This window comes from Streptomyces sp. NPDC055749 (genome assembly GCF_053617235.1).
In genome coordinates this window covers 1-26,720 of sequence record NZ_JBSHFH010000019.1, presented here as the reverse complement: position 1 = coordinate 26,720, position 26,720 = coordinate 1, and the positions used below count along the sequence as shown (strand labels likewise).

23 protein-coding genes are annotated in these 26,720 nt (G+C 72.1%); 7 read left to right on the top strand and 16 right to left on the bottom strand.

Features of this window, described 5'->3' with window-relative positions:
- Positions 1-17 precede the first annotated feature (17 nt).
- The 4 genes from ACWGO0_RS16615 to ACWGO0_RS16600 form a co-directional block, all read right to left on the bottom strand.
- Positions 18-1,022, bottom strand: a complete 1,005-nt coding sequence (locus tag ACWGO0_RS16615) for a TIGR03842 family LLM class F420-dependent oxidoreductase (RefSeq protein WP_453534497.1) — start codon at positions 1,020-1,022, stop codon at positions 18-20.
- Positions 1,023-1,033: 11 nt separating this feature from the next.
- Entirely contained in the window at positions 1,034-2,434 is a 1,401-nt protein-coding gene (gene hydA, locus ACWGO0_RS16610; RefSeq protein WP_453534494.1) for a dihydropyrimidinase, read from the bottom strand.
- Positions 2,435-2,673: 239 nt separating this feature from the next.
- Complete coding sequence (locus ACWGO0_RS16605) at positions 2,674-4,047, bottom strand: NAD-dependent succinate-semialdehyde dehydrogenase (RefSeq protein WP_453534491.1); 1,374 nt, start codon at positions 4,045-4,047, stop codon at positions 2,674-2,676.
- 32 nt (positions 4,048-4,079) lie between these two features.
- Positions 4,080-5,783, bottom strand: coding sequence for a thiamine pyrophosphate-dependent enzyme (locus ACWGO0_RS16600; protein WP_453534488.1), 1,704 nt, complete (start codon positions 5,781-5,783; stop codon positions 4,080-4,082).
- Positions 5,784-6,048: 265 nt separating this feature from the next.
- Here ACWGO0_RS16600 and ACWGO0_RS16595 point away from each other — a divergent pair, with 265 nt between their 5' ends.
- Positions 6,049-6,996: a hypothetical protein gene (locus ACWGO0_RS16595; RefSeq protein WP_453534485.1), complete on the top strand. Its 948-nt coding sequence runs from the start codon at positions 6,049-6,051 to the stop codon at positions 6,994-6,996.
- 20 nt (positions 6,997-7,016) lie between these two features.
- Here ACWGO0_RS16595 and ACWGO0_RS16590 read toward each other — a convergent pair whose 3' ends face one another.
- On the bottom strand, positions 7,017-7,925 hold the full coding sequence (locus ACWGO0_RS16590; protein ID WP_453534482.1) for a LysR family transcriptional regulator: 909 nt from the start codon (positions 7,923-7,925) through the stop codon (positions 7,017-7,019).
- Between the two features lie 233 nt (positions 7,926-8,158).
- Between ACWGO0_RS16590 and ACWGO0_RS16585 the strand changes: the two genes are divergently transcribed.
- The 4 genes from ACWGO0_RS16585 to ACWGO0_RS16570 all read left to right on the top strand — a co-directional run bounded on the left by ACWGO0_RS16585 (position 8,159) and on the right by ACWGO0_RS16570 (position 13,563).
- Positions 8,159-9,523: an MFS transporter gene (locus ACWGO0_RS16585; RefSeq protein ID WP_453534479.1), complete on the top strand. Its 1,365-nt coding sequence runs from the start codon at positions 8,159-8,161 to the stop codon at positions 9,521-9,523.
- A gap of 70 nt (positions 9,524-9,593) precedes the next feature.
- A complete protein-coding gene (locus ACWGO0_RS16580) occupies positions 9,594-10,892 on the top strand; it encodes a hydantoinase/oxoprolinase N-terminal domain-containing protein (protein WP_453534476.1) in 1,299 nt (432 codons plus the stop codon).
- On the top strand, positions 10,889-12,022 hold the full coding sequence (locus ACWGO0_RS16575) for a DUF917 domain-containing protein (RefSeq protein WP_453534473.1): 1,134 nt from the start codon (positions 10,889-10,891) through the stop codon (positions 12,020-12,022). Before ACWGO0_RS16580 ends, ACWGO0_RS16575 begins: the two co-directional genes overlap by 4 nt.
- A complete protein-coding gene (locus ACWGO0_RS16570) occupies positions 12,016-13,563 on the top strand; it encodes a helix-turn-helix domain-containing protein (RefSeq protein WP_453534470.1) in 1,548 nt (515 codons plus the stop codon). The genes ACWGO0_RS16575 and ACWGO0_RS16570 overlap by 7 nt, the downstream gene beginning before the upstream one ends.
- A gap of 61 nt (positions 13,564-13,624) precedes the next feature.
- On the opposite strand, the gene ACWGO0_RS16565 is transcribed toward ACWGO0_RS16570, so the two are convergent.
- The 5 genes from ACWGO0_RS16565 to ACWGO0_RS16545 form a co-directional block, all read right to left on the bottom strand.
- Positions 13,625-15,331: a hydantoinase B/oxoprolinase family protein gene (locus ACWGO0_RS16565; protein WP_453534468.1), complete on the bottom strand. Its 1,707-nt coding sequence runs from the start codon at positions 15,329-15,331 to the stop codon at positions 13,625-13,627.
- The gene (locus tag ACWGO0_RS16560) at positions 15,328-17,370 is read right to left on the bottom strand and encodes a hydantoinase/oxoprolinase family protein (protein ID WP_453534465.1); all 2,043 of its coding nucleotides are present in this window, start codon (positions 17,368-17,370) and stop codon (positions 15,328-15,330) included. Before ACWGO0_RS16560 ends, ACWGO0_RS16565 begins: the two co-directional genes overlap by 4 nt.
- A 107-nt stretch (positions 17,371-17,477) precedes the next feature.
- Complete coding sequence (locus tag ACWGO0_RS16555) at positions 17,478-17,936, bottom strand: nuclear transport factor 2 family protein (protein WP_453534462.1); 459 nt, start codon at positions 17,934-17,936, stop codon at positions 17,478-17,480.
- A 114-nt stretch (positions 17,937-18,050) separates the two neighbouring features.
- Positions 18,051-19,334 (bottom strand): aspartate aminotransferase family protein, encoded by a 1,284-nt coding sequence (locus ACWGO0_RS16550; RefSeq protein ID WP_453534459.1) that lies wholly within the window; start codon positions 19,332-19,334, stop codon positions 18,051-18,053.
- Positions 19,331-20,173 carry a nitrilase-related carbon-nitrogen hydrolase gene (locus tag ACWGO0_RS16545; RefSeq protein WP_453534456.1) on the bottom strand — a complete coding sequence of 281 codons (843 nt, stop codon included), beginning with the start codon at positions 20,171-20,173 and terminating at the stop codon, positions 19,331-19,333. Before ACWGO0_RS16545 ends, ACWGO0_RS16550 begins: the two co-directional genes overlap by 4 nt.
- A 221-nt stretch (positions 20,174-20,394) precedes the next feature.
- Between ACWGO0_RS16545 and ACWGO0_RS16540 the strand changes: the two genes are divergently transcribed.
- A complete protein-coding gene (locus ACWGO0_RS16540; protein ID WP_453534454.1) occupies positions 20,395-21,441 on the top strand; it encodes an aldo/keto reductase in 1,047 nt (348 codons plus the stop codon).
- A gap of 19 nt (positions 21,442-21,460) precedes the next feature.
- Here the strand turns inward: ACWGO0_RS16540 and ACWGO0_RS16535 are convergent, their stop codons facing one another.
- The 5 genes from ACWGO0_RS16535 to ACWGO0_RS16515 form a co-directional block, all read right to left on the bottom strand.
- On the bottom strand, positions 21,461-22,015 hold the full coding sequence (locus ACWGO0_RS16535) for a dihydrofolate reductase family protein (protein ID WP_453534451.1): 555 nt from the start codon (positions 22,013-22,015) through the stop codon (positions 21,461-21,463).
- Between the two features lie 113 nt (positions 22,016-22,128).
- Positions 22,129-22,821, bottom strand: a complete 693-nt coding sequence (locus ACWGO0_RS16530; RefSeq protein WP_453534765.1) for a helix-turn-helix domain-containing protein — start codon at positions 22,819-22,821, stop codon at positions 22,129-22,131.
- A 90-nt stretch (positions 22,822-22,911) separates the two neighbouring features.
- Complete coding sequence (locus ACWGO0_RS16525; RefSeq protein WP_453534448.1) at positions 22,912-24,258, bottom strand: hypothetical protein; 1,347 nt, start codon at positions 24,256-24,258, stop codon at positions 22,912-22,914.
- Positions 24,259-24,401: 143 nt separating this feature from the next.
- Positions 24,402-24,782, bottom strand: coding sequence for a PPOX class F420-dependent oxidoreductase (locus tag ACWGO0_RS16520; RefSeq protein ID WP_453534446.1), 381 nt, complete (start codon positions 24,780-24,782; stop codon positions 24,402-24,404).
- 25 nt (positions 24,783-24,807) lie between these two features.
- Positions 24,808-25,089 (bottom strand): helix-turn-helix domain-containing protein, encoded by a 282-nt coding sequence (locus tag ACWGO0_RS16515; protein ID WP_453534443.1) that lies wholly within the window; start codon positions 25,087-25,089, stop codon positions 24,808-24,810.
- 41 nt (positions 25,090-25,130) lie between these two features.
- On the opposite strand from ACWGO0_RS16515, the gene map reads away from it, so the two are divergent.
- On the top strand, positions 25,131-25,898 hold the full coding sequence (gene map / locus ACWGO0_RS16510) for a type I methionyl aminopeptidase (RefSeq protein WP_453534440.1): 768 nt from the start codon (positions 25,131-25,133) through the stop codon (positions 25,896-25,898).
- A gap of 16 nt (positions 25,899-25,914) precedes the next feature.
- On the opposite strand, the gene ACWGO0_RS16505 is transcribed toward map, so the two are convergent.
- Complete coding sequence (locus ACWGO0_RS16505) at positions 25,915-26,610, bottom strand: glycoside hydrolase family 75 protein (protein ID WP_453534437.1); 696 nt, start codon at positions 26,608-26,610, stop codon at positions 25,915-25,917.
- Between the last annotated feature and the right edge of the window lie 110 nt (positions 26,611-26,720).

Here is a 26,720-nt window from a genome sequence, read left to right as displayed (position 1 = left end):
CTGCCGCACGGGGCGGGTCAGTCAGCGGACAGGGCGGGGATGATCTCGGATCCGTAGGCGTCGATGGTCGCTTCGCGCGCGTCGTGCATGTTGTAGACGGCGAACTGGTCGACGCCCAGGTCGCGCAGGGCCCGCAGCTTCTCGATGTGCGCCTCGGCCGGGCCCAGCAGACAGAACCGGTCGACGATCTCGTCGGGCACGAAGGCCGTGTCCGGGTTCCCGGTGCGGCCGTGGTGGCTGTAGTCGTACCCGGAGCGCCCCGCGATGTACGCGGTGAGCGCTTCGGGTACGAGTCCCGAGTGTTCGCCGTAGCGGGAGACGAGGTCGGCGACGTGGTTGCCGACCATGCCGCCGAACCACCGGCACTGCTCCCGTGCGTGGTCCAGGTCGTCGCTCACATAGGCGGGGGCGGCGACGCAGATGGTGACGGAGTCCGGGTCGCGGCCCGCGTCGGCCGCCGCCTGCCGTACGGCCTTGACCATCCACTCGGTGAGGTACGGGTCGGCGAGCTGGAGGATGAACCCGTCGGCCTTCTGACCGGCGAGGGCGAGCGCCTTGGGACCGTACGCCCCCATCCAGACCGGCAGCTTCCCGTCCTTCACCCAGGGGATCCGGATGCTCTGCCCGTCGACGGTGGCCTCGCGCCCCTCGGCGAGGTCGCGGATGACACCGATCGCCTCCCCGAGCCGGGCCAGGGTGTTGGGCTTGCGGCCCGCGACCCGCATCGCCGAGTCGCCGCGCCCGATGCCGCACACCGTCCGGTTGCCGTACATCTCGTTGAGGGTGGCGAAGGTGGAGGCCGTGACCTCCCAGGTGCGGGTGCCGGGGTTGGTGACCATCGGGCCGACGATCAGCCGTTCGGTGTGCTCCAGGATGCGGCTGTAGATGACGAAGGGCTCCTGCCAGAGCACCGCCGAGTCGAAGGTCCAGCCGTAGCGGAAGCCGTTGCGTTCGGCGCGGCGCATGAGTCCGACGACGGTCGATGCGGGCGGGTCGGTCTGGAGGACGAGTCCGAAGTCCATGACAGGTGCTCCTAGTCCAGGTACTGACACGTGGCGCGGGGGGTGTACATGCCGTGCCCGGCACGGCCGGTGAACTTCCGTTCCTCGATGACGGGTTCACCGCGCGAGAGCACGGTCTCGACCCGTCCGGTGAGCTGCTTGCCCTCGTACGCCGAGTAGTCGACGTTCATGTGGTGGGTCTCGGCGGAGATGGTCTGGGTGGCGTGCGGGTCGTAGATGACGACGTCCGCGTCGGCTCCCGGGGCGATGGTGCCCTTCTTCGGGTAGAGGCCGAACATCCGGGCCGGGGAGGCGCAGGCGATCTCGATCCAGCGGCGGCGGGTGAGGTGGCCGTCCACCACGGCCTGGTGAAGGAGGTCCATCCGGTTCTCCACGCCGGGCATGCCATTGGGGATCTTCGAGAAGTCGCCGCGGCCCAGTTCCTTCTGGCCGGAGAAGCAGAATGGGCAGTGGTCGGTGGAGACGACCTGGAGTTCGTTGTTCCTGAGCCCCCGCCAGAGCGCTTCCTGGTGCTCCTTGGGCCGCAGCGGGGTCGAGCAGACGTACTTGGCGCCCTCGAAACCGGGTTCTGCGAGGTTGTCGGTGGAGAGGAAGAGGTACTGGGGGCAGGTCTCCCCGAAGACCGGAAGTCCCTTGTGGCGGGCGGCGGCGATCTCGGCGACGGCCTCGTCGGCGGAGACGTGGACGACGTACAGCGGAGAACCGGCGACCCGGGCGAGCTGGATGGCGCGGTGGGTGGCCTCGGCCTCCAGCGCGACCTTGCGTACGTCTCCGTGGTAGCGCGGGTCGGTGTGTCCCGCGGCCAGCGCCTGTTCGACCAGGACGTCGATCGCGATGCCGTTCTCGGCGTGCATCATGATCAGGCCGCCGTTGTTCTCGGCCCGTTGCATGGCGCGCAGGATCTGGCCGTCGTCGCTGTAGAAGACGCCCGGGTAGGCCATGAACAGCTTGAACGAGGTGATGCCTTCCGCGACGAGAAGGTCCATCTCCTTGAGCGAGGACTCGTTCACGTCGGCGAGGATCATATGGAAGGCGTAGTCGATGGCGCAGTTGCCGTCGGCCTTGGCGTACCAGGCGTCGAGTCCGCCGCGCAGGCTGCCGCCCATGCTCTGCACGGCGAAGTCGATGATGGTGGTGGTGCCGCCCCAGGCGGCGGCCCTGGTGCCGGTCTCGAAGGTGTCCGAGGCGGCGGTGCCGCCGAACGGCAGCTCCATGTGCGTGTGCGCGTCGACCCCGCCCGGGATGACGTACTTCCCGGTGGCGTCGATGGTGCGGTCCGCGGTCCAGCTCTCGGCGGCGTCGGTGCCGTGGGCGGCGAGGGCGGCGATGCGCCCGCCCTCGATGAGTACGTCGGCGTGGATTTCGTCGGACGCGGTGATGACGAGACCGCCGTGAATGACGGTGCGGCTCATGTACCCCTCCTCGCGGTGGCGGAATGGGTCTACGCACGTAGACAAGGTGCGTGGTGAAGAACGTAGAAGTGGGTTACCCACTGTGGCAATACCGCTGCTGCTAACCGATGAAGACGTTTCCGTTTCCCGTGCGCCGCACCCCACCGGCCCAACGCACGACGCGGCGCGGCACCGCCCCCCGTGACGGGGAACGGTGGCGCGCCGCGTCGTATACGTCCGGGCGCGGGCCGCCCGCCGCGTCAGCGCTTGACGCGGATCAGCTTCTTGTTGGCGAACTCCTCCATGCCGTACTTCCCGAGCTCGCGGCCGATGCCGGAGCGCTTGACGCCGCCGAAGGGGAGTTCCGCGGCGCTGCCGGGCGCGTCGTTCACGTACACCATCCCGGCTTCGAGGCGGTCGGCGACGCGCAGTGCGTGCTCCTCGTCGTCGCACTGGACGACGGCTCCGAGGCCGTACGGGCTGTTGTTGGCGAGCTCCACCGCCTCGTCCTCGTCGGCGACGCGGTGGATGACGGCCACCGGTCCGAAGAGCTCCTCGCGGTACGCGCGCATCTGCTCGGTGACGCCGGTGAGGACCGTCGGTTCGAACCAGGCACCGGGCCTGACGATGCGCCGGCCGCCGGTGTGCACCTTGGCACCGAGCGCGACGGCGTCCTCGACCTGGGCGGCGAGTCCGTCGGCCGCCGCGGTGGAGGAGAGCGGGCCGAGGAAGGTCTTCTCGTCGGACGGGTCGCCGGGCTCCAGCGCGCGTACGGCTTCGGTGAACCGCTCGACGAACAGGTCGTAGTGCTCGTCGACGACGATGATCCGCTTGGCGGCGTTGCACGCCTGTCCCGCGTTGCCGAAGCGCCCGAAGAACGCCTGCCGCACGGCGCGCTCGATGTCCGCCCGGCCCAGCACCAGGAAGGGGTCGGAGCCGCCGAGCTCCAGGACGACCTTCTTCAGATTCCGTCCGGCGATCTCGGCGACGGCGGCGCCGGCCCGCTCGGACCCGGTGAGCGAGACACCCTGCACCCGCGGGTCCGCGATGATGTCGGCGACCTGGTCGTTGGTGGCGAAGAGGTTGACGTACGCCCCCTCGGGCAGCCCGGCGTCGCGGAAGAGCCGCTCCATCGCGAGGGCGGACTCGGGGCACTGCGGGGCGTGCTTGAGCAGGATGGTGTTGCCCAGCATCAGGTTGGGCGCGGCGAACCGGGCGACCTGGTAGTACGGGAAGTTCCACGGCATGATCCCGAGGAGCGGGCCGACGCCTTCCTTGCGGATCAGGGCGGATCCCCCGGCGACGACGGTCAGTTCCTCGTCGGCGAGGAACGCCGGGCCGTTCTCGGCGTAGTAGCGGTAGATCGACACGACGATGTCGATCTCGCCGCGCGCCTGGACGACGGGCTTGCCCATCTCGCGCGTGATGAGCGCGGCCAGTTCGTCCTTGCGCTCGGTGTAGAGGTCGGCGACGCGGTTCAGCAGGGCGACGCGGTCGTCGGGAGCGGTGGAGCGCCAGGCGGTGTACGCGTCGGCGGAGGCGGCCAGGGCGTCCTGGATCTGCGCGGCGGTGGCCTCCGGGTACTCGCGGACGGTCTCTCCGGTGGCCGGGTCGACGATCTTGTAGGCGGTCATGTACGTGCTCCTCACTGCGGTGTCCCGGTCTCTTACGGGAGCGGGATGGCCTGGTCGACGACTACGTGGACGATCGCGGGGCGGCGCTCCTGCTGTACGGCCTTCAGGGCGCGCTCCACGGCTCCGGCCGCGTCGGCGTCACTGGTCACCGTCTCACCATGCGCGCCGAAGGCCCGTGCGTAGGCCGCGAAATCCGGGTTGGCGAGCTGGGTTCCGCTGATCCGGCCGGGGTAGTGGCGTTCCTGGTGGTCGCGGATGGTGCCGTACTGACGGTTGTCCATGACGATCACCAGGAACGCGGCTCCGTGCTGTACTGCGGTGGCGATCTCCTGACCGTTCATCAGGAACTCGCCGTCCCCTGCGACGGCGACGACCAGCCGTTGCGGGCTCTCCAGAGAGGCGGCGAGTGCGGCCGGGACGCTGTACCCCATCGAGCCGTTGCGCATGCTGAGCTGGCTGGGGAAGACGCGGGTGGGCAGATAGCGCTGGGCCCAGATGCAGTGGTTGCCCGCGCCGAACGTGTACGCGGCGTCGTGCGGCAGACGCGCCGTCAGCTCGGCCATCACCGTGGTCATATGGACGGTTCCGCGGGCGGTGGGCGGCAGGTCATCGCCCGTCCGGGCGCCGGGCGGGAAGGCGCTGTGGGCGGCCTGTTCCCCGCGCCCTTCGGCGGTCCAGGCCGACCAGTCGGGGTGCCCGCTGAGGTCGAGTTCCGCGAGGGCTTCGGTGAATGTCTCCGGCGCGGCCAGGATGTGACGGGTGAGTTGGCCGCCACGGCCGCGGAGTGAGGCGTCGATGGACACGACGACGGTGGTGGCGCCCGGTTTCGCGGTCTGCCGGAGGGTGTAGCCGTCGCTCGGTACGTCGGTCAGGACGCCGCCGACGCACAGGAGCAGGTCCGCCGTCTCGACCCGGCGCGCGAGGCTTTCCTGACGCCCGTAGCCGAGCTGTCCGATGTACGACGGCGAGTCGAACGGCACCCGGTCGGAGGCGCGCCAGTCCTGGGCCACGGGTATGGCGTGGCGTTCGGCGAAGGCGGTGAGGCGGGCGGCGGCGGCCGGGGTCCAGCGGGGGCCGCCGGCCACGATCAGCGGGCGTTCCGCGCTCCGGAACAGTCCGGCGAGCGCGGCCAGTTCGGCGGGGGCCACGCCGCCGTCGGTGACGGGGAGCACGGGGTGGAGGGGGGCCGCGGCGGGCCGGGTGATGACGTCCTCGGGCAGGCCGACGACGACGGGTCCCGGGCGGCCCGAACGTGCGGCGAAGAAGGCTTCGGCGACGAGCTCGGACGCCCGGTCCGGCTGGTCGAGTACGAGGACGCGCTTGACCTGCGTACCGAACCAGGCGCGCGGGTCGAAGTCCTGGAACGCCTCGCGGTCGCGGTGGTCGCTGGGGACGAGGCCGACGAAGAGGACGAGCGGGGTGGCGTCCTGCCAGGCGGCGTGGACGGCGACGTACGCGTTGGCGGCGCCCGGTCCGCGGGTGACCATGGCGACGCCCGGCTCGCCGGTGAACTTGCCGTGCGCCTCGGCCATATAGGCGGCGCCGCCCTCGTGGCGGCAGACCACGGTGGTGATGCCGGAGTCGTGCAGGCCGTCGAGGACGTCGAGATAGCTCTCGCCGGGGACGGCGAAGACGCGCCGCACGCCGTGCAGGGCCAGCGACTCGACGATCGCGTGCCCGGCTGAGCGGGAGGGGGCCGGGGCGGGGCGTGCGGGGGCGGGTGACGTGAGGGTCACGGAGGGGTCCTTCGGGAACGGGGGGAACAAGTTTCGGGCGGGGAGAAAGGCGGGGACGGGGTGCGGCAGCCGTGCGGGTCAGGCCAGTATCCGAAAGCCCGAGCATGCCGTCCAATACAGAAAAGGCAGGAGGTTCATGCCGTTCGAGCATGGTCGGCGGCGTCCGCGCGGGGCACCTGGACCGGGGCCGCCGGGCGGGGGAACACGGCGGGCGGCACGGGCCGGTTCACGCTCCGGACGGACGGTGCGGCCTAGCTTTCGGTCCATGATCAAAAATGCGTTCATCGTGTCCGCCGTGGCCTGCGCCTCGATCGCCGCCTCGGCTCCGGGCACCCAGGCCGCGGGCCCCGGCGACGGATGGCAGCGGGTCGGAAGCGGCATCCAGGGCGGTGTGAGCGGTATGGCGCTGGTGGACGGCGCTCCCGTGGGCCGCGACAGGGCCGATGTGGTCGTGGTGCGGGACAACAAGGCGGAGGGCCAGAGCCGGGTGGCCACCGTGCGCTTGCGGCCCGGCCTGGCGCCCGTGACCCAGGAGCTCCCCTGGCAGGGCCCGGTGCCCTCCGACCTGGAAGCGCTCGACGCGGTCCCGGGGCGCCCCGGCCACTACATCGCCGTGGCGAGCAAGGGGGACGCGTACCACGTCATCGTGGCGCACGGCCGGGCGACCGTGCAGGGCGATCCCGTCACGCTGCCGGGCGGGCACACTGACGACAACTACGAGAGCTTCGCGGTGCACCGTCACCCCTCGGGCGAGGTCTTCGCCGTGTGGGCGACCCGGGGCAGCGGGGCCGAGAAGTCGGTGGTGCGGGCAGCGGCGCTGCACGTCGGCGCGTACCGGATGGCGTTCGGCCAGGTCAGCTCGCGGCAGGAGTTCGCCGTGCCGTATCCGAACAAGGACGAGGTGCGCCACATCAGCGACCTGAAGGTCCTGGAGAACGGCACGATCATGGTCTCGGCGGCCTCGGACCCCAATGTGGACGACGGCCCGTTCAGTTCCGCGGTGTACGTCGCGGGAGAGCTCACCGTGAACAGCATCAACCGGGCCGCACTGAAGCTGACGAAGACCCCGGATCTCCGGCCGCTGCGCCACTACACGAAACAGCGCGACCGCAAGATCGAGGCCATCGCGATCCTGCCTGACCGGCATGCGCTCTGGGGCACGGACGACGAGAACAAGGGCGGTTCGGTGGTCTTCGACCGTGTGAACCGCTAGGACCTGACCTGTCCACGAGGTCAGGGGGACGCCGGTATCACCGCGTCCCCCTGGCCGACCAGGAAGTCCCGAAGCCGCAGCGCCGTCGCACGGATCGTGTCGGCGGCGAAGTGCCCCGGCAGCCAGGCCACGTGCAGTGGCACCTGGAGCACGTCGCCACCGGGCTCCCCCGCCGTGACGCGCAGCGCGTACGCCCCGTACCGCGGCAGGTCGGTGCTCACCCCGATGCCGTGCCCGGCCACCGCGAGCGCCTCCACCGTCGGCCCGTCGTCGCACTCGGTGAGCCGCCTCGGTACGAGACGGGCGGCGCCCAGGGCGTTGTCGAGTACGGCGCGGCTCACGCTGGCGCGCGAGTGCACGAAGAGCCGCGCGTCGCAGAGTTCGGCGAGGGCCACCTCGGTACGTCCTTCGCTGGCCCAGGCGTGGGCGGGGGCGACATGGGCCTTGAGCGGGGAGCCGCCCAGGTCGACGGTGTCGAATCCGTCGGCGCGGGGCGCCGGGGACACGATGAGGTCCGCCTCGTCGAGCAGTGCGTCGTTCAGCACGAAGTGGCCCGCCTGCCGGGTGATCAGCGGCGGCACGCCGGGCCCTGCCGTCGCGATGAACGGGGCGAGGACACCACGGATCGTGGCCGCAGTGGCGGCGACGTTCAGCTGCGCGACCCGGCCGGCGCGCAGGCCCTCCACCGCCTCCTCCGTCGTCCGGGTCTCGGCGATGAGCCGCCGGGCGAGCGGCACGAAGGCGCGTCCGGCGGGCGTCAGGGCGAGCCGGTTGCCGTGCGGCTCGAAGAGCGTCATCCGGATCTCGCGCTCCAGCGTCTTGAGCTGACGGCTCAGTCCCGGCTGGGCGACGTGGAGGGCGGCGGCTGCGGAGGTCACGGTTCCGGCCTCGACGACGGCGAGGAAGTAGAGCAGACGCCGGTAGTTCATCGGCCGATGATAGCGATCCCGGAATCGGCGACGACCGGTCCGCGGGCGGGCCGGGTACCGTGGTCGTTCCCGCCGGTGCGGCCCTCTCACGGGCCGCCGAGGCACACAGCACAGCAGCCCCGCGCGCCACTGTGCGCGGCGCACAGGTTCCCGTTCCCGGGCCTGTCTACTGTGCCGCCATCCCCACCCGCTGAGTGGTGAGTCGGTCGGTACACAAGCCTGGAGGACAGCCGGTGAGCGCGATAGCAGCACGTTCCGGTGCAACCGGAGAACCCCTGGAGCCGGGCGAGGTCAAGACCACCGGTCTGCGCCCCGTCGGGTCCTATTTCGAAGCCATGCCGTTCGGCCGCGCCCATGTCCTGGCGGCGCTGGCCCTGTTCATGGCCTTCGTCATCGAGTCGTGGGAGCAGCTCGCACTCGTCTACGTCTCCGGTGATCTCGGCGACGCCTTCTCCATCGACGCGGGCCGGATCGGCTGGGCCCTGTCCGCCGTGGCCCTCGGCATGATCCCGGGCGCACTGGTCTGGGGCCCCGTCTCGGACCGGATCGGCCGCCGCGCGGTCCGTCTGTGGAGCCTGTCCGCGTACGGGGTGATCGCGCTGGCCAGCGCCTTCTCGCCGAACTTCACGGTCCTCCTCCTCACCCGGGTGCTGTCGGGCCTCGCACTCGCCGGTATCTACACGGTGACGTTCCCCTACTTCCTGGAGCTCCTGCCGTCCCGGCTGCGCGGCCGGGCCGCCGTCTGTCTGTCGATCGGCTGGCCGATCGGTGTACTGGCCGCGGTCGGTGTGACCCAGCTGCTGGGCGGTCTCGGCTGGCACGTGGTGACCATCGCCTCCGCCCTGGCCGGGCTCTGGGTGTTCGCCATCCGGGCCTGGGTGCCGGAGTCGCCGTACTGGCTCGCCGCGCAGGACCGGCACGAGGATGCCGCGGCCGTACTGCGCCGGCTGGGCGCCGAGGTGCCCGAGGGCACCCGGTTCGAGGTCGTGGCCCCCGAGCGGGCCGGGCGTCCGTCCGAGCTGCTGCGCGGCCCGCTGCTGCGGATCACGCTGCTGATGCTCGTCGTGAACTTCACCTTCAACTGGGGTTACTGGGGCCTGCAGACCTGGCTGCCCACCCTGCTCCAGGACAAGGGGCTCAGCATGTCGGCGAGCCTCGGCTTCGTCGCCCTGAGCGCCCTGTTCATGATCCCCGGCTATCTGTCGGCATCGCTGCTCACCGGCCGTTTCGGCCGCCGGAAGGTCTTCCTGCCCTACGTGGCGCTGGCCGCGGTCAGCGGGTTCTTCTTCGCGTACTCCGATTCGATGACCCAGCTGTACGTGGCGAACTTCGCGCTCTCGTTCTTCAGCCTGGGCGCCTGGGGCGTCTGGAACACCTGGAACGGCGAGTTCTACCCGACCGCGCTGCGCGGCACGGGGTACTCGTGGGCGACGGCGTCGCAGCTGGTCGCCACGTCGCTCGCGCCCTCGGTGGTCGGCTTCCTGCTCGCCCGGGCGACCGGATTCTCGTCCACGATCCTGTTCATCACGGCGTTCCTGGTGGTGGCGCTGATCTTCGCAGCTCCGCTGCCGGAGACCGAGGGCAAGGACCTCGAATAGCGGGCCACGAAGGGCCGCCCCTCCGTGCGCGGAGGGGCGGCCCGCCGGGGCTGATGACAGGATGACGCAGGTGAGACTGGGTATCGATGTGGGGCGCACGACGACGGCCGCGGTTCTGGTCGGCCCCGACGGTGCGACCGCGGCACGTGCGGTGGTCGCCTCGGCGCCCTCCCTGGACCACTCACTGCATGCCGTGCTCGACGCCCTCGACGGCTCGCCCTACCGGACCTGCCGGGTCGTATGCCTGACGACCGACCTCGGCCGTGCGCCGTACACCCCCTCCCCCGTCGCCGTCCTGCGCATCTCCCCGCCCAGCCACCCCGCCCTCGGCCCCACGGCGCACCACCACGGGCTCACGAGGGTGGTGGACGGCGGCTCCTCCCTCACCGGACGGCCGCTGGCCCCGCTGGACCGGGCCGGGATCGAGGCGTTCGCCCAGGAAGCCGCGGACGCCTCGATCTCCTCCTTCGCCGTCTGCGCGGCGGGTTCACCCGCCCGCCCCGAACCGGAGCTGGCCGCGGCCTCCGTGATCGCCCGGCGACTGCCCGGGGCGCGCATCACCCTCTCGTACGAGATCGGCTCCCCCGGTCTGCGCGAACGCGAGAACGCGGCTGCCGCCAACGCCGCCCTGGGCGACTGGGCCGAACAGCTCACGGCCACGGCCGGGCAGGTACTGCGGGCCCGTGGCGTCACGGCCCCGCTCCACTTCGCCCGGGACGACGCCGGGATGGTCTCGGCCGACTACGTCCGCCGCTACCCGGTGATCGCCACCGTCTCGGCCGCCGCCTGCGCCCTGCGGGGCGCGGCACTGCTGGCGGGCGCCGGGCGGGCGGTCGTCGTGGACGCCTCCGCGGACTCGGTACGCTGCGCGGCCGTCACCGACGGCGAACTGGAGGCCGGCGACGCGGGGCCGGGGCCCGGTGGGCTGTGGATGGACGTCGGCCGGCCACGGCTCGACACCCTGCCGTTCGGCGGCGACGATCTGCCCGGCGACGCCCGCCAGCGCGTCGACGCACTGGTGGCAGGGGTACTGGAGCGTGCGCCGGGAAGCACCGTGCTGTACGCGGGCGGCGCGGCCACCCACTTCGGCGGCGCCCCGGACGGGGTCTTCGCCGCGGCCCATGGTGCCGCGCACGCCGACATCCGGGTGGAGCTGGAACAGGTGGTGGTCGCACCGGGCCGCGCCGAACTGGACCGGCTGCTGGGGCTGGCCCGCGACCAGGCGCTGGCCCGGGTCGTCTCGGCGGGCGCCGCGCCCGGCGGAGCACGTATCGCCCGGGTCGTCCACACCCCTGTCTCGTACCTGCCCGGCGGTGTGCACCGGATCAGGGTGCGGGCGGTCGGCGCACCCTCGGGGGCGACCCCGTGAGCGGCACGCCGGAGCACATCGACGCGGCGGTCCTGGAGCAGCTGGCGACCGGGTCGCTCGTCCTCGCGGCAGGGGCGGCCGAGTCGGCGTTCCGGGTGGCGCTGGACTGGGCGCGCGCCTCGGTCGGCGCCCACGGGGCCGTACGGCTGCTGGCCCCTGACGAACTGCCGGGGCTGCGGCTCTGTGTGACGGTCACCCTCGTCGGCTCGTCGGCGGCGCTCGCCGAGCAGCTGCCGACGGGGCAGGAGACGGTACGGGCGGTGCGCGCCCTCGAACGGCTGCTGGGGGCGTCGGCGGACGCGGTGGTCGCCCTGAACACGGCCGCCGAGAACGCGCTTCTGTCGGTGGCCGCCGCGGCGGACTGCGGGCTGCCGCTGGTGGACGGCGACGGCTGCGGGCGGGTGCTGCCGCTGCTCGAACAGTCGACGTTCACCCTGGCCGGGGTCCGCGTGGCTCCGCTGGCGCTGGCCACGCCGTCGGGCGATGTGGTGGTCGTGGAGTCCGCGGGCGGTCGGGTCGAGGACCTGGTGCGCCCGCTGGTCCCGGCGGCGGGCGGCTGGGCGGTGGCCGTCTGTTACGCGATGCCCGGGGAGACCCTGGCGGGCGCTGTCGTGCCCGGCACCGTGAGCCGGGCGATCCGGGCGGGTGCGGCGGCGCCCGGACGGCTGTTCGCACCGTGGTCGCCGCGGCGGCTCTGCCGGGGGCGGATCACGGCGGTCGAGCATCCGGCGGACTCGTACGGGGACGCCTACGGCTACGGGCGCCCGGAACCGTACGAGACCGCCGGTGCCTCCCCCTGGCCCGCACTGCCGTCCCATCCGACGAGCGTCCTGATCGCGGAGACCGAGGGGCTGGGCCGTCACTTCCGCCTGGAGGCGCACAACGAGGTGCTGCTCGCCCTGGCGGACGGCGCGCCGGTCGCCGCCGCACCCGACCAGATCCTGATCCTGTCCGCCGCCGCCGACCGGCGCGTCCTGGATGTGGAGCGAGCGGTGCCGGGGGTGGAGGTCGAGGTGGTGGTGATCCCCGCCGCGCCCGCCTGGCACACACCGGAAGGGCGTCGGCTGGCCCACGCGGGCGCCGTCGACCCGCACGAAACGGAGCAGGACACGGAGGAGGACGCGTGGTGAACCGACCACAGGCCCGGCCCGCGGGGCGCGCGCCCCGCGAGGACGCGCTGACCGTGGCCGAGCTCGTCCAGCAGGGACGGCTGGCCGGGGTCCGGATGTCCGGAGCGAGCGGCCGGGACGCCGAGGTCCGCTCGGTGCGCATCGTCGACCGTACGGCGGCCCTCGACACCCTCGAACCGCACACCGCGGTGGTGCTGACCGGCCGGGTCGCCGCGGCCGGCTGGACGGTGGAGATGGCGCTGCGCAAGGCATGGGAGCACGCGGCAGCCTGTGTCGTGGTCACCGAATCCGCTGGCCGCCCCGGCTCGGTCGGCGCGCTCGCCGACCGGCTCGGCGTCCCGCTGCTGGTGATCGACGAGGACGCCCTCGACGCGGCGGTGCGCATCGCATCCGCCGTCGCCCGGCCGGACGCGGGGCGCACCGCACTGCTGGCACAGGCCGCTCGCGCACTCGCCGGTACCGGGCCGCACGCCGGACGTGTCCTGTCAGCGCTGCACACGGTGCTGCCGTCCACGGCCGTGGCGCTGACCGGGCCGGCCGGTGAGGTACTGGCGGGCAGACGGGCGGCGCTGACTGCGGAGGGCGGGGCGCTGAGCGTGCGGGTGGAGGTGCCCGACAGTGACGGCGGCGCACTCGGCACGCTGCTGGCCCGGTCGGGTTCACGGGTGGCCGGGTGGAGCGAGACGGTCCAGGACGTGCTGAGCCTGGCGGTCGCGCCGCTCACCGCCTGGTGTGCGGTGCGCCGCCTGGAAGACGAACGGACGGGCAGCCGCGCGGCGTTGCTGCTGCACCGGCTGCTCGACGCGCCGGGTGAGGAGGAGCGGGCGGAGGCGGCGGCGCTGGGGTGGCAGGCCGCCGGGCCTCTGGTCGTGTACGCGCTGCGGCCCGTCCCGGGACGGGAAGGCCCCGACCCCGGTCCCGCGCTGCGCGCGGTGTGGGCGGCGTCGGGACCCGGTGGGCCACTGGTGGCGTACAAGGGCTGCTGGGTGGCCTGGCAGTCGGTGGCACCGGAGGAAGCCGGCGCGGACCCGCTGAACGGCGCCGACCCGCTGGACCGTGCGGCGGACGCCCTGTCCCGGACCCTGGCGGCGCTCGCCGCGTATGTGCCGGTCGCGGGCGGCGTGGCGGGTACGGCCACCGGCCTCGGCACGCTGGGCCCCGCGCTCGCCGACGCCTGCGCCGCAGCGGGTGTGGCGGCGACCGCGGCTCCGGGGACGGTGGTGCGCGGGGACCGGATGGGTGCGGCGCAGCTGCTCTCCGCCGTGCCGGCCGATCTGTTGCGCGGCCCGGCGGAGGTGGTCCTCGGCCCGCTGCTCGCCGCGGACCGGGACGGTTCCCTGCTGCGTACGCTCGCGGTGGTCCTGGACGCGGGTGCGGCGCCGACCGCGGCGGCCGAGGTACTGGGGGTGCACCGCAATACGGTGGCGTCCCGGCTCGAGCGAATCCGGGCCCTGGGCTTCGATCCTGACGATCCGTCACAGCGTCTCGCCCTGCACCTGGCGTGCCGGGTGCTGCTGCGGGACACGGACCGGGGAGCCTGAAAACGCCGGAGGCGGGAGGCCCCCTGTCGGAGGGACCTCCCGCCTCAAGGCATCCGTAGCGTCAGACGCCGTAGATCTCCGTCGCGCGTCCGGGGGTCAGCAGGCCCTGCCGTACGTCCTCGCGCACGGCCTCGGCTGCACGCCCCCCCGCCGGTCCGAACCCGCCGCCGCCACCGCTCTCGCAGCGCAGCACATCGCCCTCACGGACGGCCAGCGCGTTGGCCTTCAGCAGCGAACGCTCGTCGTCACGGCCCGGGTTGAGGGTCACACGCGGTGCCGCTCCCGCCGTTCCGCCGAAGATGCCCCAGGCCGGGGTGACGGACCGCTCCCACCACAGGGAGAGACTCTGGTCGGCGGCGAAGCGGTACTGGCGGACGACTCCGTTGCCGCCGCGCGTGCGCCCCGCTCCGGCAGAGTCCGGACGGACCGCGTACTCCTCGACGCGTACGGGGAAGAGGGTTTCCAGCACCTCGACCGGCATGTCGCGCAGGGAGCCGTTGACGTTGTTGATCAGGCAGGACTCGCCGTCGGACGTCTCCCACGCACCCCAGCCGCCGACCGTCGCCTCCTGGGAGACGAACAGCTTTCCGCTGCGGGGGTCGGCGCCGGTGAACTGGACGATCATCGAGTCGCCGTAGCTCGCCGCCGCCGCCCGGTCCGGAACGGCGGGGGCGAGTGCCTTGACGACCAGGTCGATGACGAGACCGAGGTGCGAGTAGTAGTACTGGCAGGCCGCCGGTTCGATCGCGGCGAGCATCGTGCCGGGCCGGGTCAGCACGTCGAGCGGCTTGAACGAGCCGCCGTTCAGGGGCACTTCGCCGCTGATGAGGAGCTTGTAGCCGACCCGGCAGGCCGCGACGGTCTGTGCGGCGCCGCAGTTGACCGGTCCGGTGGCCTGGTCGGCGCAGTCGGTGACGTCCATCGTCATCCGGTCCCCGTCGATGGTGACCCGGACGGTGACGTGCAGGGTGGTGCCGAGGTCGATGCCGTCGTTGTCGAGGTGGCCCGTGGCCTCGTACACCCCGTCGGGGATCGCGGCGATCTCCTGCCGCTCCAGCCGTTCGGTCTGGGCGAAGATCGCGTCCCGGGCGGCGAGCACGGTACTCAGCCCCCACCGCTCCACGATCTCCGCGAGGCGGCGCGCACCGGTGCGGGCGCAGGCGACCTGGGCGCGCATGTCCCCGAGGGTGGGGTACGGGAAGCGGACCTGGCGGGCGATCAGGTCATGGACGAGTTCGCACGGTTCGCCGTTCTCGTAGATCTTCAACGGGCCCATGCGCAGGCCCTCCTGATAGATCGTCGTGGAGTCCATGGAGCCACCGGGGTCCTTGGACCCCATGTCGATCCAGTGGGCACGGGAGGCGGCGAAGCCGGCGAGCTCGTCCCCGACGAAGATCGGGGCGTAGACGGTGACGTCGTTGAGGTGGGTGCCGCCGATGTACGAGTCGTTGAGGACCCAGACGTCGCCGGGCCGCCAGACGTCGCTGCCGTACATCCGCTCCGTGGCCCTGGTGCACTCCTCCAGGTTGCCGAGGAAGATCGGCAGTCCGGAGGACTGGCCGAGGACGTTGTGGTCGCGGTCGAGGAGTGCGACGGCGCAGTCCTTGGCCTCGTAGATGGTCGGGGTGTACGAGGACCGGATCAGGGTGGTGTTCATGTCCTCCGCGGCCTGGAGCAGCGCGCAGCGGATGATCTCCGTGGTGATCGGGTCGACGGTGACATCAGTGGCGATGGCATCAGTGGCGGTGACATCGGTGTGGGTGGTCATGCGACGCCTCCGAGCTTGATGACGAGGAATCCGTTGTCGTCCACGGTGACGGTCGCGTCGGGCGGGACGACGGTGGTGGAGGTGGCCTCGACGATGACCGCGGGGCCGGGGATGTGCTGTCCGGGAGCGAGGTGTTCGCGGCGCAGAACGGGTGTGTCGTGGGCGGCGCCGTCGAAGACGACCGGCTTGACCGGGGTCTTCGGCGCCTCGCCCACCGCCGGTGCGTACGGGAGGGTGGCCAGGTCGGGGAGTCCGCCGAGCGCGGTGGTGCGCAGCGTCACGAACTCGACGGGTGCTTCGGGGGTCGCGTGGCCGTAGCGCCGTTCGTGGAGTGCGGCGAAGCGTGCGGCGACGGAGGCGAGGAAGCCGTCGGCCGCGGGTTCGTCCGGTCCTGCGAGTGCCACGGTCAGGGTGTAGTCCTGGCCTTCGTAGCGCATGTCGACGGCGTGCTCGACGCGCTGTCGTTCGGTGGGGACTCCCTGGTCGGCGAGGGCTTCGAAGCCCTCGGTCTCCAGAGCGGCGAGTGCGGCGGTCATGGCCGCGCCGTCGAGGTCGTCGCCGGGGGTGAAGAACTGGCGCGTGAGGTCACGGCGGACCTCGGTGCCGAGCATGCCCCAGGCGGAGAACGCGCCGGGGAAGCGGGGCACGACGACCTGCTCGATGCCGAGTTCGCGGGCGATCTCGACGGCGTGCATCGGTCCGGCGCCACCGAATGCCAGCAGCACGAACTCGCGGGGTTCCAGGCCGTGTTCGACGGTGAGGGTACGGATCGCCTGTGCCATCTTGGCGTTGGCGACGTCGCAGATGCCGCCGGCCAGCTCCACCGGGTCGAGCCCCAGCGTCCCGGCGAGATCTCCCACCGCGCGGTGGGCGGCCTCGGTGTCGAGTTTCATGTGGCCGCCCGCGAACCAGTCGGGGTCGACCCGGCCCAGGACCGTGTTGGCGTCGGTGACGGTGGCCCGGGTGCCCCCGCGTCCGTAACAGGCGGGCCCGGGGACGGCGCCCGCGGACTCGGGGCCGACCCGCAGGCCGCCCGCCTCGGCGTAGGCGAGGGAACCGCCGCCCGCACCGATGGTGTGCAGGTCGACGAGCGGCATGAGGACGGGGAAGCCGTCGGCCGTGCCCTCGTTGGACACGTTGGGGCGGCCGTCGAGGACGAGCGACACGTCGAAGGAGGTGCCTCCCATGTCGACGCAGATCGCGTTCGGCCGGCCCAGCAGCGCGGAGGCCGCGACGCCGCCCATGGTGCCGCCGACCGGTCCGGACAACAGGGTCTGGAGGGGGTGGCGACGGGCGAACGAGGCGTTCACGACGCCGCCGGACGACTGCATGACCTGGACGGGCACGGTGAGGCCGTGCTCGGCGAAGCGGTCCTCGATCCGGCCGAGGTAGCGGCGTACGACAGGCCCGGTGTAGGCCTCCAGGACGGCGGAGGAGGTCCGCTCGTACTCACGCCATTCGCGCGCCACCTGGTGCGAGAGCACGATCATCACGTCGTCGCCGAGTTCCTCGGCGAGGATCTCACCGGCCCGCAGTTCGTGGGCGGGATCGACGTACGAGAAGAGCAGCGCGACAGCCACGGCGTCGAAGCCCTCGTCACGGGCCCGGCGGGCCGCCGCCCGTACGGCGTCCTCGTCGAGAGGGGCGAGCTCGGTGCCCCGGGAGTCGAACCGGCCGCCCGCCTCCACCGTCGCGAACCGGTCCACCAGCGGGACGGGCTTGCGGTAGTGCAGGTCGAACATGCGGTCGCGGTTTCCGCGGGCGAGCTGGTAGACGTCGCGGAGGCCGGCCGAGGCGAGCAGCAGGACACGTGCGCCCTTGCGCTCCAGGAGGGCGTTGAGGCCCTGCGTCGTGCCGTGGACGAAGAAGGAGATGTCCGCGGGGTCGTCGACCGCCCGGCCCAGCGAGGAGAAGACGCCTTCGGCGAGGTCTCCCGGCGTGGTGGGGGTCTTCGCCGCTTCGAAGGTGCCGCGCGTCTCGTCGTACGCGACGACGTCGGTGAACGTGCCACCGATGTCCATGGCCACCCGGTATGTCATGCCGCCTCCCGGCTTTCTCAGGAATGGCGTGACGCTATCCGCGGGCCCCGGCGGGCGGCTGTGCGCTGTGCACGGCATGCGGGGGCGGGCCGTGCACAGCGCCCGGGTCAGGCCGTGGGACCCGGCTGCCGTACGTCCTCGTGCAGGTGCACGATCCGCCAGGATTCCCCGCTGCGGTGCAGGATCACGGTGTTGCGGATCAGTTCGGGGCGGCTCGGCGTCGCGTCGGTGGCGGGTGCGAAGTCGACGCGCAGCCAGTAGCGCAGGACCGCCACATCGCCGAAGACATCCACGGTCCTGTCGTACGCGGTGAGGCCGGTCTCGGCCGGTCCCTCGCCATCGGCGGGGCGGGCGTCGCGGATCCGGTCGAGGTCGGGCTTGCCGAGGAGCAGCGGGTCGGCGGCCGAGTCCCAGACGGTCGCGGCGGGGTCCAGGGCCGCGTCGATCCGGTCCCGGTCGCCCGCGTCGTAGGCCGCGTACATCCCGGTGACGACGGCCCAGACGGCGTCGGCGTCGGCGGCCGACGCACCGGGCCTGGCGAGGGAGGGGAAGGGGTTCTCGGGCACGACGGAGCTCCTGAGCAGGCGGTTCGGGGGTGTGACGGCGGCCAAGCTACACATGCGGCGGCCGGCCGCGGCGCACACCCCCTCCCGCTCACTCCGCCGTGCGCGGAGCCTTGCTCACTTCACCGTGCGCAGCGCCTCGCCGAGGATCTTCGCGCCCTCTTCCGCCTCCGCGACGGTCAGCGACAGCGGCGGGGCGATCCGCAGGACGCTGGTGCTGTGTCCGCCGCCCTTGCCGATGAGCAGTCCGCGCTCGCGGGCCGCTTCGAGGACCGCCGCCGCGGCCTCCGGGTTCGCCTCGTCGGTGCCGGGCTTCACCAGTTCGATGCCGAGCATGAGGCCGCGGCCCCGCACTTCGCGTACGCACGCCGAGCCCGCGGAGACCGCCCGCAGCCGCTCGATGAGCAGCCCGCCGACGCGTCGCGCGTTGCCCTGGAGGTCGTGTTCCAGGAGGTACGAGAGGTTGGCGAGCCCGGCCGCCATGGTGACCGGGGAACCGCCGAACGTCGAGATGGAGTTGGCGTCCAGGCAGTTCATGACCTCGGCACGGGCGACGACACCGCCGACCGACATGCCGTTGCCGATGCCCTTGGCGAACGTGAGTATGTCCGGCGGCCCGTGCTCGGCGTGCGCCTGCCAGCCCCAGAAGTGGTCACCCGTCCGGCCCCAGCCGGTCTGCACCTCGTCCGAGATCCACAGGATGCCGTGCCGGTCGAGGACCTGGCGGAACGCCGCGTAGAGACCGTCGGGAGGTGAGGTGAAACCGCCGACCCCCTGGATGGGTTCGGCGATCAGCGCGGCGGCCTCGCGGGTGTGCCCGAGCAGGTCCTCCAGATCGGCGACGCACGCCTTGACGAACCGGTCGTCGCTCAGCTCCGCGTACGGTCCGCGGGTGCGGACACCGCCGTGCACGTACAGGGTCTGGAGCGGCGACAGACTCGTGGGCGACCAGGCCTGGTTGCCGGTGATCGAGACCGCCGAGAACGACCGGCCGTGGTAGCTGTTGCGCATCGCGAGGATCTGGTTGGACCTGCGGTACGCGGTCGCCAGGAGCAGCGCCGTGTCGTTGGCCTCGGTGCCCGATGTGGTGAAGAAGACCCGGGCGTCGGGGATGCCGGAGAGGGTGGCGACGCGCTCGGCGAGTTCCACCATCGGGCGGTTGAGGTAGAGCGTCGAGGAGTGGATGATGCGCCCGGCCTGCTCGGCGACGGCCTTGGTCACCTCGGGCAGGGCGTGTGCGGTCATCGTGGTGAGGATGCCGCCGAAGAAGTCGAGGTAGCGGTTGCCGTCGGCGTCCCAGACGTGGCGGCCCTCGCCGTGGGTGAGTTCGAGGGGGCGGCGGTAGTAGAGCGCCAGCCAGTCGGGGCTGACCGCGAGATGGCGCTCGTGCAGTCCGCTCACGGCTCGACCAGTCCCTCGTACGCGTCGGGGCGGCGGTCCCGGAAGAACGCCCACTGCTGCCGGACCTCCTCGATCATCCCGAAGTCGAGGTCGCGGACGAGGAGTTCCTCCACCTTGTCGCTGGCGACCTCGCCGACGAACTGGCCGCGCGGATCGACGAAGTAGCTGGTGCCGTAGAAGTCGTTGTCGCCGTACTCCTCCTGGCCGACCCGGTTGATCGCGGCGACGAAGTACTCGTTGGCGACGGCGGACGCGGGCTGTTCCAGCTGCCAGAGATGACTGGAGAGGCCGCGCGAGGTCGCTGACGGGTTGTAGACCAGCTGGGCGCCGTTCAGGCCGAGTTGGCGCCAGCCCTCGGGGAAGTGGCGGTCGTAGCAGATGTAGACGCCGACCTTGCCGACGGCGGTGTCGAACACCGGCCAGCCGGCGTTCCCGGGCTTGAAGTAGTACTTCTCCCAGAAGCCCTTGACCTGCGGGATGTGGTGCTTGCGGTACTTGCCGAGGTAGCTGCCGTCGGCGTCGATCACCGCCGCGGTGTTGTAGTAGAAGCCGGACTGCTCGATCTCGAAGACCGGCACGACGATCACCATGCCGGTCTCGCGGGCCAGGTCCCGCATCCGCCGGACGGTGGGCCCGTCCGGGACGGCCTCGGCCCAGCGGTAGTGCTCGGGTTCCTGCACCTGGCAGAAGTAGGGGGCGTTGAACACCTCCTGGAAGCCGATGATCTTCGCGCCCTGCCGGGCGGCCTCGCGCGCGTGTTCCTCGTGCTTGGCGATCATGGATTCGGTGTCGCCTGTCCAGGTCGCCTGGACGAGTGCGGCGCGTACGACGTGGGACATGAGCTGCTCCTTCGACGCGGCGTCAGAGAGCCTCTACGTGGTTTCTACGCCCGTAGACACAGTGCGTACGGGAGAACGTAAGCCCCGTCCCACAGCGGGGCAAGACCATCGCCGTGAACCGGCAGAGTCGATCATGTTTCGCACCCGAGCGGTCCACTCCTTGCGTTGAAGTGCACTCCAGCTCGTACCCTCCGTGACACGACCGACCGAAAGGAGCCTTCGTGCGTTACACACTGTTCGGCAGGACCGGCCTGCGCGTGAGCGAGCTCGCGCTGGGCGCCATGACCCTGGGCAGCCACGAGACGGACCCCCGGGCCGTCGCGGCGACGACCGGGCGCATCATCGACGCGTATGTGGAGGCCGGTGGAAACTTCGTCGACACGGCCGATATCTACGGCAGCTCCGAGGTGGTCCTCGGCGAGGTGCTCGGCCGCCGCCGTGACAGCCTCGTACTCGCCAGCAAGTACACGTGCGCGACCAGCAAGGGCGATGTGAACGCGGCGGGCAACCACCGCAGGAACCTCGTACGGTCGGTGGAGTCGAGCCTCGGCCGGCTGGACACCGACCGGCTCGACGTCCTGTGGGTGCACGCCCGCGACAACTTCACCCCGGTCGAGGAGGTCATGCGGGCTCTCGACGACCTGGTGAGGGCCGGGAAGGTGCTCTACGTAGGCGTCTCGGACTGGCCCGCGTGGGAGATCGCCCAGGCGTCGACCCTGGCCGAACTGCGCGGCTGGACCTCCTTCACCGGCTCGCAGCTGCGCTACAGCCTGCTGGAGCGGACCCCCGAACGCGAACTGCTCCCGCAGGCACGCGCCTTCGACCAGACGGTCTTCGCGTGGAGCCCGCTCGCCCGCGGCCGGCTCACCGGCAAGGACCTGCCCACCGGGCCGGAAGCACCGGACAGCGGGTGGGACGAGACGCGGCGCCGGGAGCACGCGACCATCACCGCTGTCGTGGAGATCGCCCGGCAGGGCGGCTGGACCCCGGCTCAGGTGGCACTGGCCTGGCTGCGCGGGAGGCCCGGCAACATCGTCCCGATCATCGGTGCTTCCACCGAGAGCCAGCTCGCGGACAACCTGTCCTGCCTGGAGGTCCAGCTCGACCCCGCCTCCGTGGCACGCCTCGACCAAGTGAGCGCCGTACCGCTGGGCTTTCCGCACGACTTCCTGCGCGTGCCGGGCGTCGTGGAGACGGTGTACGGGGACCGGTGGGCCGACATCGACGACCGGCGCTCCACATACCGCCGTACGACGGACGGAGCCTGATCGCTCTCCGATGACCGGTTCAGCGCACCGGGCGGTACGTTGCGATGATCACCCCGCTGCTGGTCGGCTTCGCGCTCACCAGCTCCAGCTTCTTCAGCGCGGCGTCGTCGGCGAAAAGCTTGCTCCGCCCCTCGCCGGCCACCACCGGGTGGATCAGCAGCACCAGTTCGTCCAGCAGGTCCTGCGCCAGGAGCGAACGCACCAGCGACGGGCTGCCCGCGACGGTGATGTCCTTGCCCTCGCCCGCCTTGAGCTCGGTGACCGCAGTCGCCAGATCGCCCTTGACCAGGGTGCTTTTCGCCCAGTCGTCGACACTGTCGAGCGTCGACGAGACGACGTACTTGGGCGATTCGTTGATCCACTTCGCGAAACCTGCGTCCTCGCCGCTGGTCACCGTCGGCCAGTATCCGGCCCACTCGGTGAACGTCACCCGGCCCAGCAGGATCGTGTCGGCCGACTCCAGGGTGCCGGCCAGCGCCGCACCCATCTCCTCGTCGAACGCGAACTGCCACTGGTCCGGCGACTGCGCGACACCGTCGAGGGAGACGAACAGACCGGAAACGACCTTGCGCATGATTCCTCCAAGATGAGTCCGGAGTCCTTTCCCTGCCCCAGCCCTGACGGTGCTTCTGGCTGGGGCGGCGGGCCCCGGTCGGCTACGTCATGAACACTAGGCGGGGGCCGGGCTCAGGTCTTGTACAGAAGCGACAGCGGCTCCGCCGCGTCCGTGTCGCTGAGCTGAGTGGCGGTCTTCCCGACGTACCGCTTCAACGACCGGGCCAGGTGCGGCTGGTCGAAGTACCCCAGCCGGTGCACGACCTCCTGGGCCGGCACCGCTTCCTGGACCAGCACCGCCGCCTGGCGGGCACGGTGGATCTGCCGGACGGCGCCCTGGGTCAGGCCGGTCGCCGCGACAAAACGCCGTTGCAGGGTGCGGTCGGAGACGTCCGGGGAGGCACCGTCGAGCACGGTGGGCACGACGGGGTCCAGGTCGACGATGCCCTCGCGCACCATCCGCCGGACGAACGCCTCGGCGTTGTCGTAGCCGGGAACGTGCCAGGCGGACCCCTTCAGCCACAGCGAGCGCCGCGTCACGTCGGGAATCTCCGCGCTGCCGCCCACCAGCCGGCTGATCGGGATGTGCGGCATCGATGTGCCGAGCGCGAAAGTGATCCCGAAGAAGACGGCGTCCGCAGGGACGGGGGCCTGGGACGCCGTCGGCTCCGGACCCAGCACCGCCGCCTGCGTCCGGCCCTGGTGCTCCCAGAACACCAGCTCCCAGTGCGACGTCGCGACCGACATCATCTGCCCGACGTCTTCGCTGCGACTGCGCCACACCCGCTCGACGTGCGCCAGCTCCGACGGCCGGCTCTCGATCACCAGGCCCAACGCGGTCCCCTCCCACAGCCACAGCCACACCCTGCCCGGACCCCGCAGGTCCGACCCCAGGGCCTGACGGTAACTCCCTTTCTACGCCCCGGCGATGCCCGCCACCCGCAGTGCGTGGACGAGGTCCCACTCCCGCGCCGCCGACACCTCCCGGGCCGCTGCCAGCAGTTGCGGTACGAGGTGGCGCGGATCGCGCTCCGCGATCATCGCGGCGTCCTGGGGCGTACGTACGCGCACGAAGGCACCCAGCAGCGCCCGCGCCTGGAGGGCCAGGCCCGCCCGGTCGAGGGCGGCCACGGCGTCGGCTATCTCGGCGGCGGGGCGCGACGCACCCTGGCGCAGCAGCTGCGCGCAGTCGTCGGTCCGTCCGGCGATGGCCAGTGCGCCCACCGCCGCCGCCAGCCCGGCGGGCGGCAGCGTGGACACCTCCCACAGCAGGGTCGACCAGTCGGCGTCCAGTCCCGCCCCGTGCAGGGCGAGCGCGAGGACCGGCAGCCGGCCGGCCGGCCAGGCCGCCGCCTCGCAGAGCACGACGTGCGCCTCGCCGCTGCGGCCCTCCGCGCGCAGCCGGACGAGCCGTTCGACGGCCTCTTCGGCGGCTCGCCGGGCGGCGGGGTCGGGTGCGGGTACGGCGGTGGACCCGGTGGTGTCGGGGTCGTCCTCGCGGGGCGCGGTGCCGCCGTAGCGGGCGCCGCGCGGGCCCGCGGCGGTCGTCGGCGGGACGGGGAGCACGGGCACCGCCTGTGGGGCGGTCAGGCAGGACTCGTCATCGACGTCCAGCCCGGCGAAGCGGGCACCGCGCGGCTTCCTGCGCTTCGGGGCGGGGGCGGGGGTCGGCTTCACCCGTGGCTCGCCGGCGTCCTCGGCGGCACCCCGGCGCGCGGGAGTCTCCCCCGAACCCTCCCCCGACGCGCTCTCCTCCCGGAACCAGCCCTTCGGCACGGACACCGCCGAGAGCCGTTTGCGCAGTTCCGTGCAGCGGGCCGAGGCACGTTCGTGATCGTCCCGGGCCCAGGCCAGCGCCTCCGACCGCGCCTCCGGGGTGGGCCCCGCCGTCTCCGCAGCGGTGCGCAGGCGCTGCGCGGCATGGGACTGCTCCCGGAGCATCAGTTCCAGCCGCCCGACGAGGGCCTGTCGTCCGCCCGGCCGCCGGTCGTGGGCGGTGGCGGACGCGGAGTACAGCGCCGCCGCCCGTACCGACTCGTGCTCCGCGAACGCCGTGCCGCGCGCCACGGCCAGGTCCTGGAGCAGCGACTCCACCACGTCCCAGGGCGGCACCTCGGCCCCTTCGAGGCAGGATCGCATGCCGTCCGGGTCGCGCCGGGAGAAGACCCCGTACCAACCCCGTCCGGGGTCGAGCAGGGCCGTCAGGTCCCGTAGATAGTGTGCGAACGTGCTGACTTCCACCGCAGGTTGATGCACCGTCATCGTCGCCCTCGCCGACCGTTGACTGGAACCTTCCAGTCCGCAGTATTCGATCGCAGGCGTGTTACGGGACGGCTACGCGGGCTTTTCGCGCAGGCTGCGGTCGGCGCGCACCTCCGTGCCGCGCGCCCCCACGGACGACGGGCTCAGAACGTGATCGCGATGCCCGTGTGGGGGCGCTTGCCGAGCCGCACGGCCGTCGCGGGCCAGTCGAGGAGCCAGTACTTCCAGGTGTACTTCCGGCCGATGACCTTGCGGACCTTCCGGGTCCCGTCCTCGTCCAGCAGCCGGCCTGTGCCCTCGGCGCTCGGGGCGCCCTCGGCGATGCGGCCCCGCAGATCGCAGACCGTGACGGTGACGCGGCTGTTGTTGCGCAGCCGCTTCACCTTCCACGAGTCGGAGCGGGTCCAGACGTACAGCACCTCACCGTCGGCCGCGGCCCAGACGGGCGTGGCGACGGGGGTGCCGTCCTTCCGGTACGTGGTCAGGCTGACGTACTCACTGCGCGCGAAGTCCTGAAGAGTCACGGGCGCGACCCTACGCGCCCGGGGCTCAGGCCGTGAGCGGGAGGGGTGGGGGCAGAGCCCCCTCTTCGCGCGCGCACCGGGTGAGCAGCTCGTCCATCGAGAGGCCGAGGGCTCCGGCGAGTGCGGCGACCGTGAAGAAGGCGGGGGTGGGGGCCCGGCCCGTCTCGATCTTGCGGAGGGTCTCGGCGGAGATTCCCGCGCTCGCCGCGACCGCGATCATGCTGCGGCCCTCGCGCGCCTCGCGCAGCAGCCGGCCGAGGCGTTCGCCGCGTGCGCGCTCTTCAGGGGTCAGGGGTGTACGAACCATGCCGTAATTCTAATACCGCTTCGACCGGTATAGTAATTGGCATGGTGCAACTCAAGACAGACACATCCATCGAAGCGATGCGCGAGGCCGGCCGGGTCGTCGCACAGATTCTGACCTCCGCGCGGGAAGCGGCGGCCGTCGGCGTCTCGCCGCGCGAACTGGACGAGGTGGCGCGCGAGGTGCTGCGCGAGGCGGGAGCCACCTCGCCGTTCCTGAACTACCGGCCGCACTTCGCCCCCACCCCGTTCCCCGCGGTGATCTGCACGTCCGTCAACGACGCGATCGTGCACGGCATCCCCACGACGGAGCGGCTCCGCGACGGCGACCTGGTGAGCATCGACGCGGGCGCGACCCTGGACGGCTGGGTCGGCGACTCGGCCATCAGCTTCACCGTCGGCCGGGCCCGCCCCGCCGACACCAGGCTGATCGACACGGCGTTCGCCGCGCTCGACGCGGGCATCGCGGCGGCGGTCGTCGGCAACCGGATCGGAGACATCGCGCACGCGATCGGCACCGTGTGCCGATCGGCCGGGTACGGCATCCCGGAGGGCTTCGGCGGCCACGGTGTGGGCCGGTCGATGCACGAGGACCCCGGCGTCCCGAACGAGGGACGCCCGGGCCGCGGCATGCCCCTGCGGCACGGAATGGTCCTCGCGATCGAGCCGATGCTGATCGGTGGCGGGCTCGACGACTTCCGACCGGACCGGGACGGCTGGACGCTCCGTACGACCGACGGCAGCCGGGCGGCCCACGCCGAGCACACGGTGGCGATCACCGACGCGGGCCCGCGGATCCTCACCGCGCTCTGACGCCGGCCGGCCGCTGTCAGTTGTTCTTCACGAACTTCTTGGCCAGCGCGTTCCCGGCGGTGACAGCCTCGCTGTGGCTCTCGATCGGCGATACGCGGGAGTTCTTGAACAGGATGTACGTCACCCCTGACGCCACGCCGCCGCTCGTCGGGTCGGGGTCGATGCCGAGGGCCTTGGCGGAGGCGTACGACGCCTCGCCGATGATCCCGGTGGGACCGGTGTCGCCGACCACCGCGTACTGCACCTGGTTCCGGTAGATGACGGCGACCACGCCACCCCCCTCGATGCCCGACTTCCGGTAGTCCCACAGCGGGCCCGGACCCGGTACGACGACGAACGGCAGCGCGGCGGAGTCCAGGGGCTTCCCGCGGGAGCTCTGGAACGCCGTCTCCGGCAGGAAGTACGCGTCGGTCTTCTTGTTGCAGGCCTTCGTGGTCCGGCCGTCGCAGTCGATGTCCATGTCCGCCTTCCAGAACACGGCGCCGTTCATCCCGCAGACCGGCACCGTCGCCGGCCGCCCCGCGTCCGTCCGGTACTTCCCCTTCGAGATCCGCGTGCAGGACCGCACCTCGGCCAGGAGCGCGGACGCGCTCACCGAGCCCTCCGCGGCCTCGCGGGGGGCCGTACGGCCGTCCGCAGTGGCGGGGAGCGCCGCCGCGGCGATCAGAGCGGCGCCGGAGGCAGCGGACAGAGCAAGCATTCGTGTACGCACCGTGGGGATGCCTTTCGCTGGATGCGAAGGCCCCTCGCGGAGCCTCCCTTGCGGATGCGGGCACGCCCGCATCAAGGCCTCGGGGGCCGGTACGACGCGTCGCGTCGTAC

What these genes read in the sequence shown, in the direction of transcription:
- ACWGO0_RS16615 (WP_453534497.1), bottom strand. Translation starts at nt 1,022, where the DNA reads ATGGACTTCGGACTCGTCCTCCAGACCGACCCGCCCGCATCGACCGTC.
- hydA (WP_453534494.1), bottom strand. Translation starts at nt 2,434, where the DNA reads ATGAGCCGCACCGTCATTCACGGCGGTCTCGTCATCACCGCGTCCGAC.
- ACWGO0_RS16605 (WP_453534491.1), bottom strand. Translation starts at nt 4,047, where the DNA reads ATGACCGCCTACAAGATCGTCGACCCGGCCACCGGAGAGACCGTCCGC.
- ACWGO0_RS16595 (WP_453534485.1), top strand. Translation starts at nt 6,049, where the DNA reads ATGATCAAAAATGCGTTCATCGTGTCCGCCGTGGCCTGCGCCTCGATC.
- ACWGO0_RS16590 (WP_453534482.1), bottom strand. Translation starts at nt 7,925, where the DNA reads ATGAACTACCGGCGTCTGCTCTACTTCCTCGCCGTCGTCGAGGCCGGA.
- ACWGO0_RS16565 (WP_453534468.1), bottom strand. Translation starts at nt 15,331, where the DNA reads ATGACCACCCACACCGATGTCACCGCCACTGATGCCATCGCCACTGAT.
- ACWGO0_RS16560 (WP_453534465.1), bottom strand. Translation starts at nt 17,370, where the DNA reads ATGACATACCGGGTGGCCATGGACATCGGTGGCACGTTCACCGACGTC.
- ACWGO0_RS16545 (WP_453534456.1), bottom strand. Translation starts at nt 20,173, where the DNA reads ATGTCCCACGTCGTACGCGCCGCACTCGTCCAGGCGACCTGGACAGGC.
- ACWGO0_RS16535 (WP_453534451.1), bottom strand. Translation starts at nt 22,015, where the DNA reads ATGCGCAAGGTCGTTTCCGGTCTGTTCGTCTCCCTCGACGGTGTCGCG.
- ACWGO0_RS16525 (WP_453534448.1), bottom strand. Translation starts at nt 24,258, where the DNA reads ATGACGGTGCATCAACCTGCGGTGGAAGTCAGCACGTTCGCACACTAT.
- ACWGO0_RS16515 (WP_453534443.1), bottom strand. Translation starts at nt 25,089, where the DNA reads ATGGTTCGTACACCCCTGACCCCTGAAGAGCGCGCACGCGGCGAACGC.
- map (WP_453534440.1), top strand. Translation starts at nt 25,131, where the DNA reads ATGGTGCAACTCAAGACAGACACATCCATCGAAGCGATGCGCGAGGCC.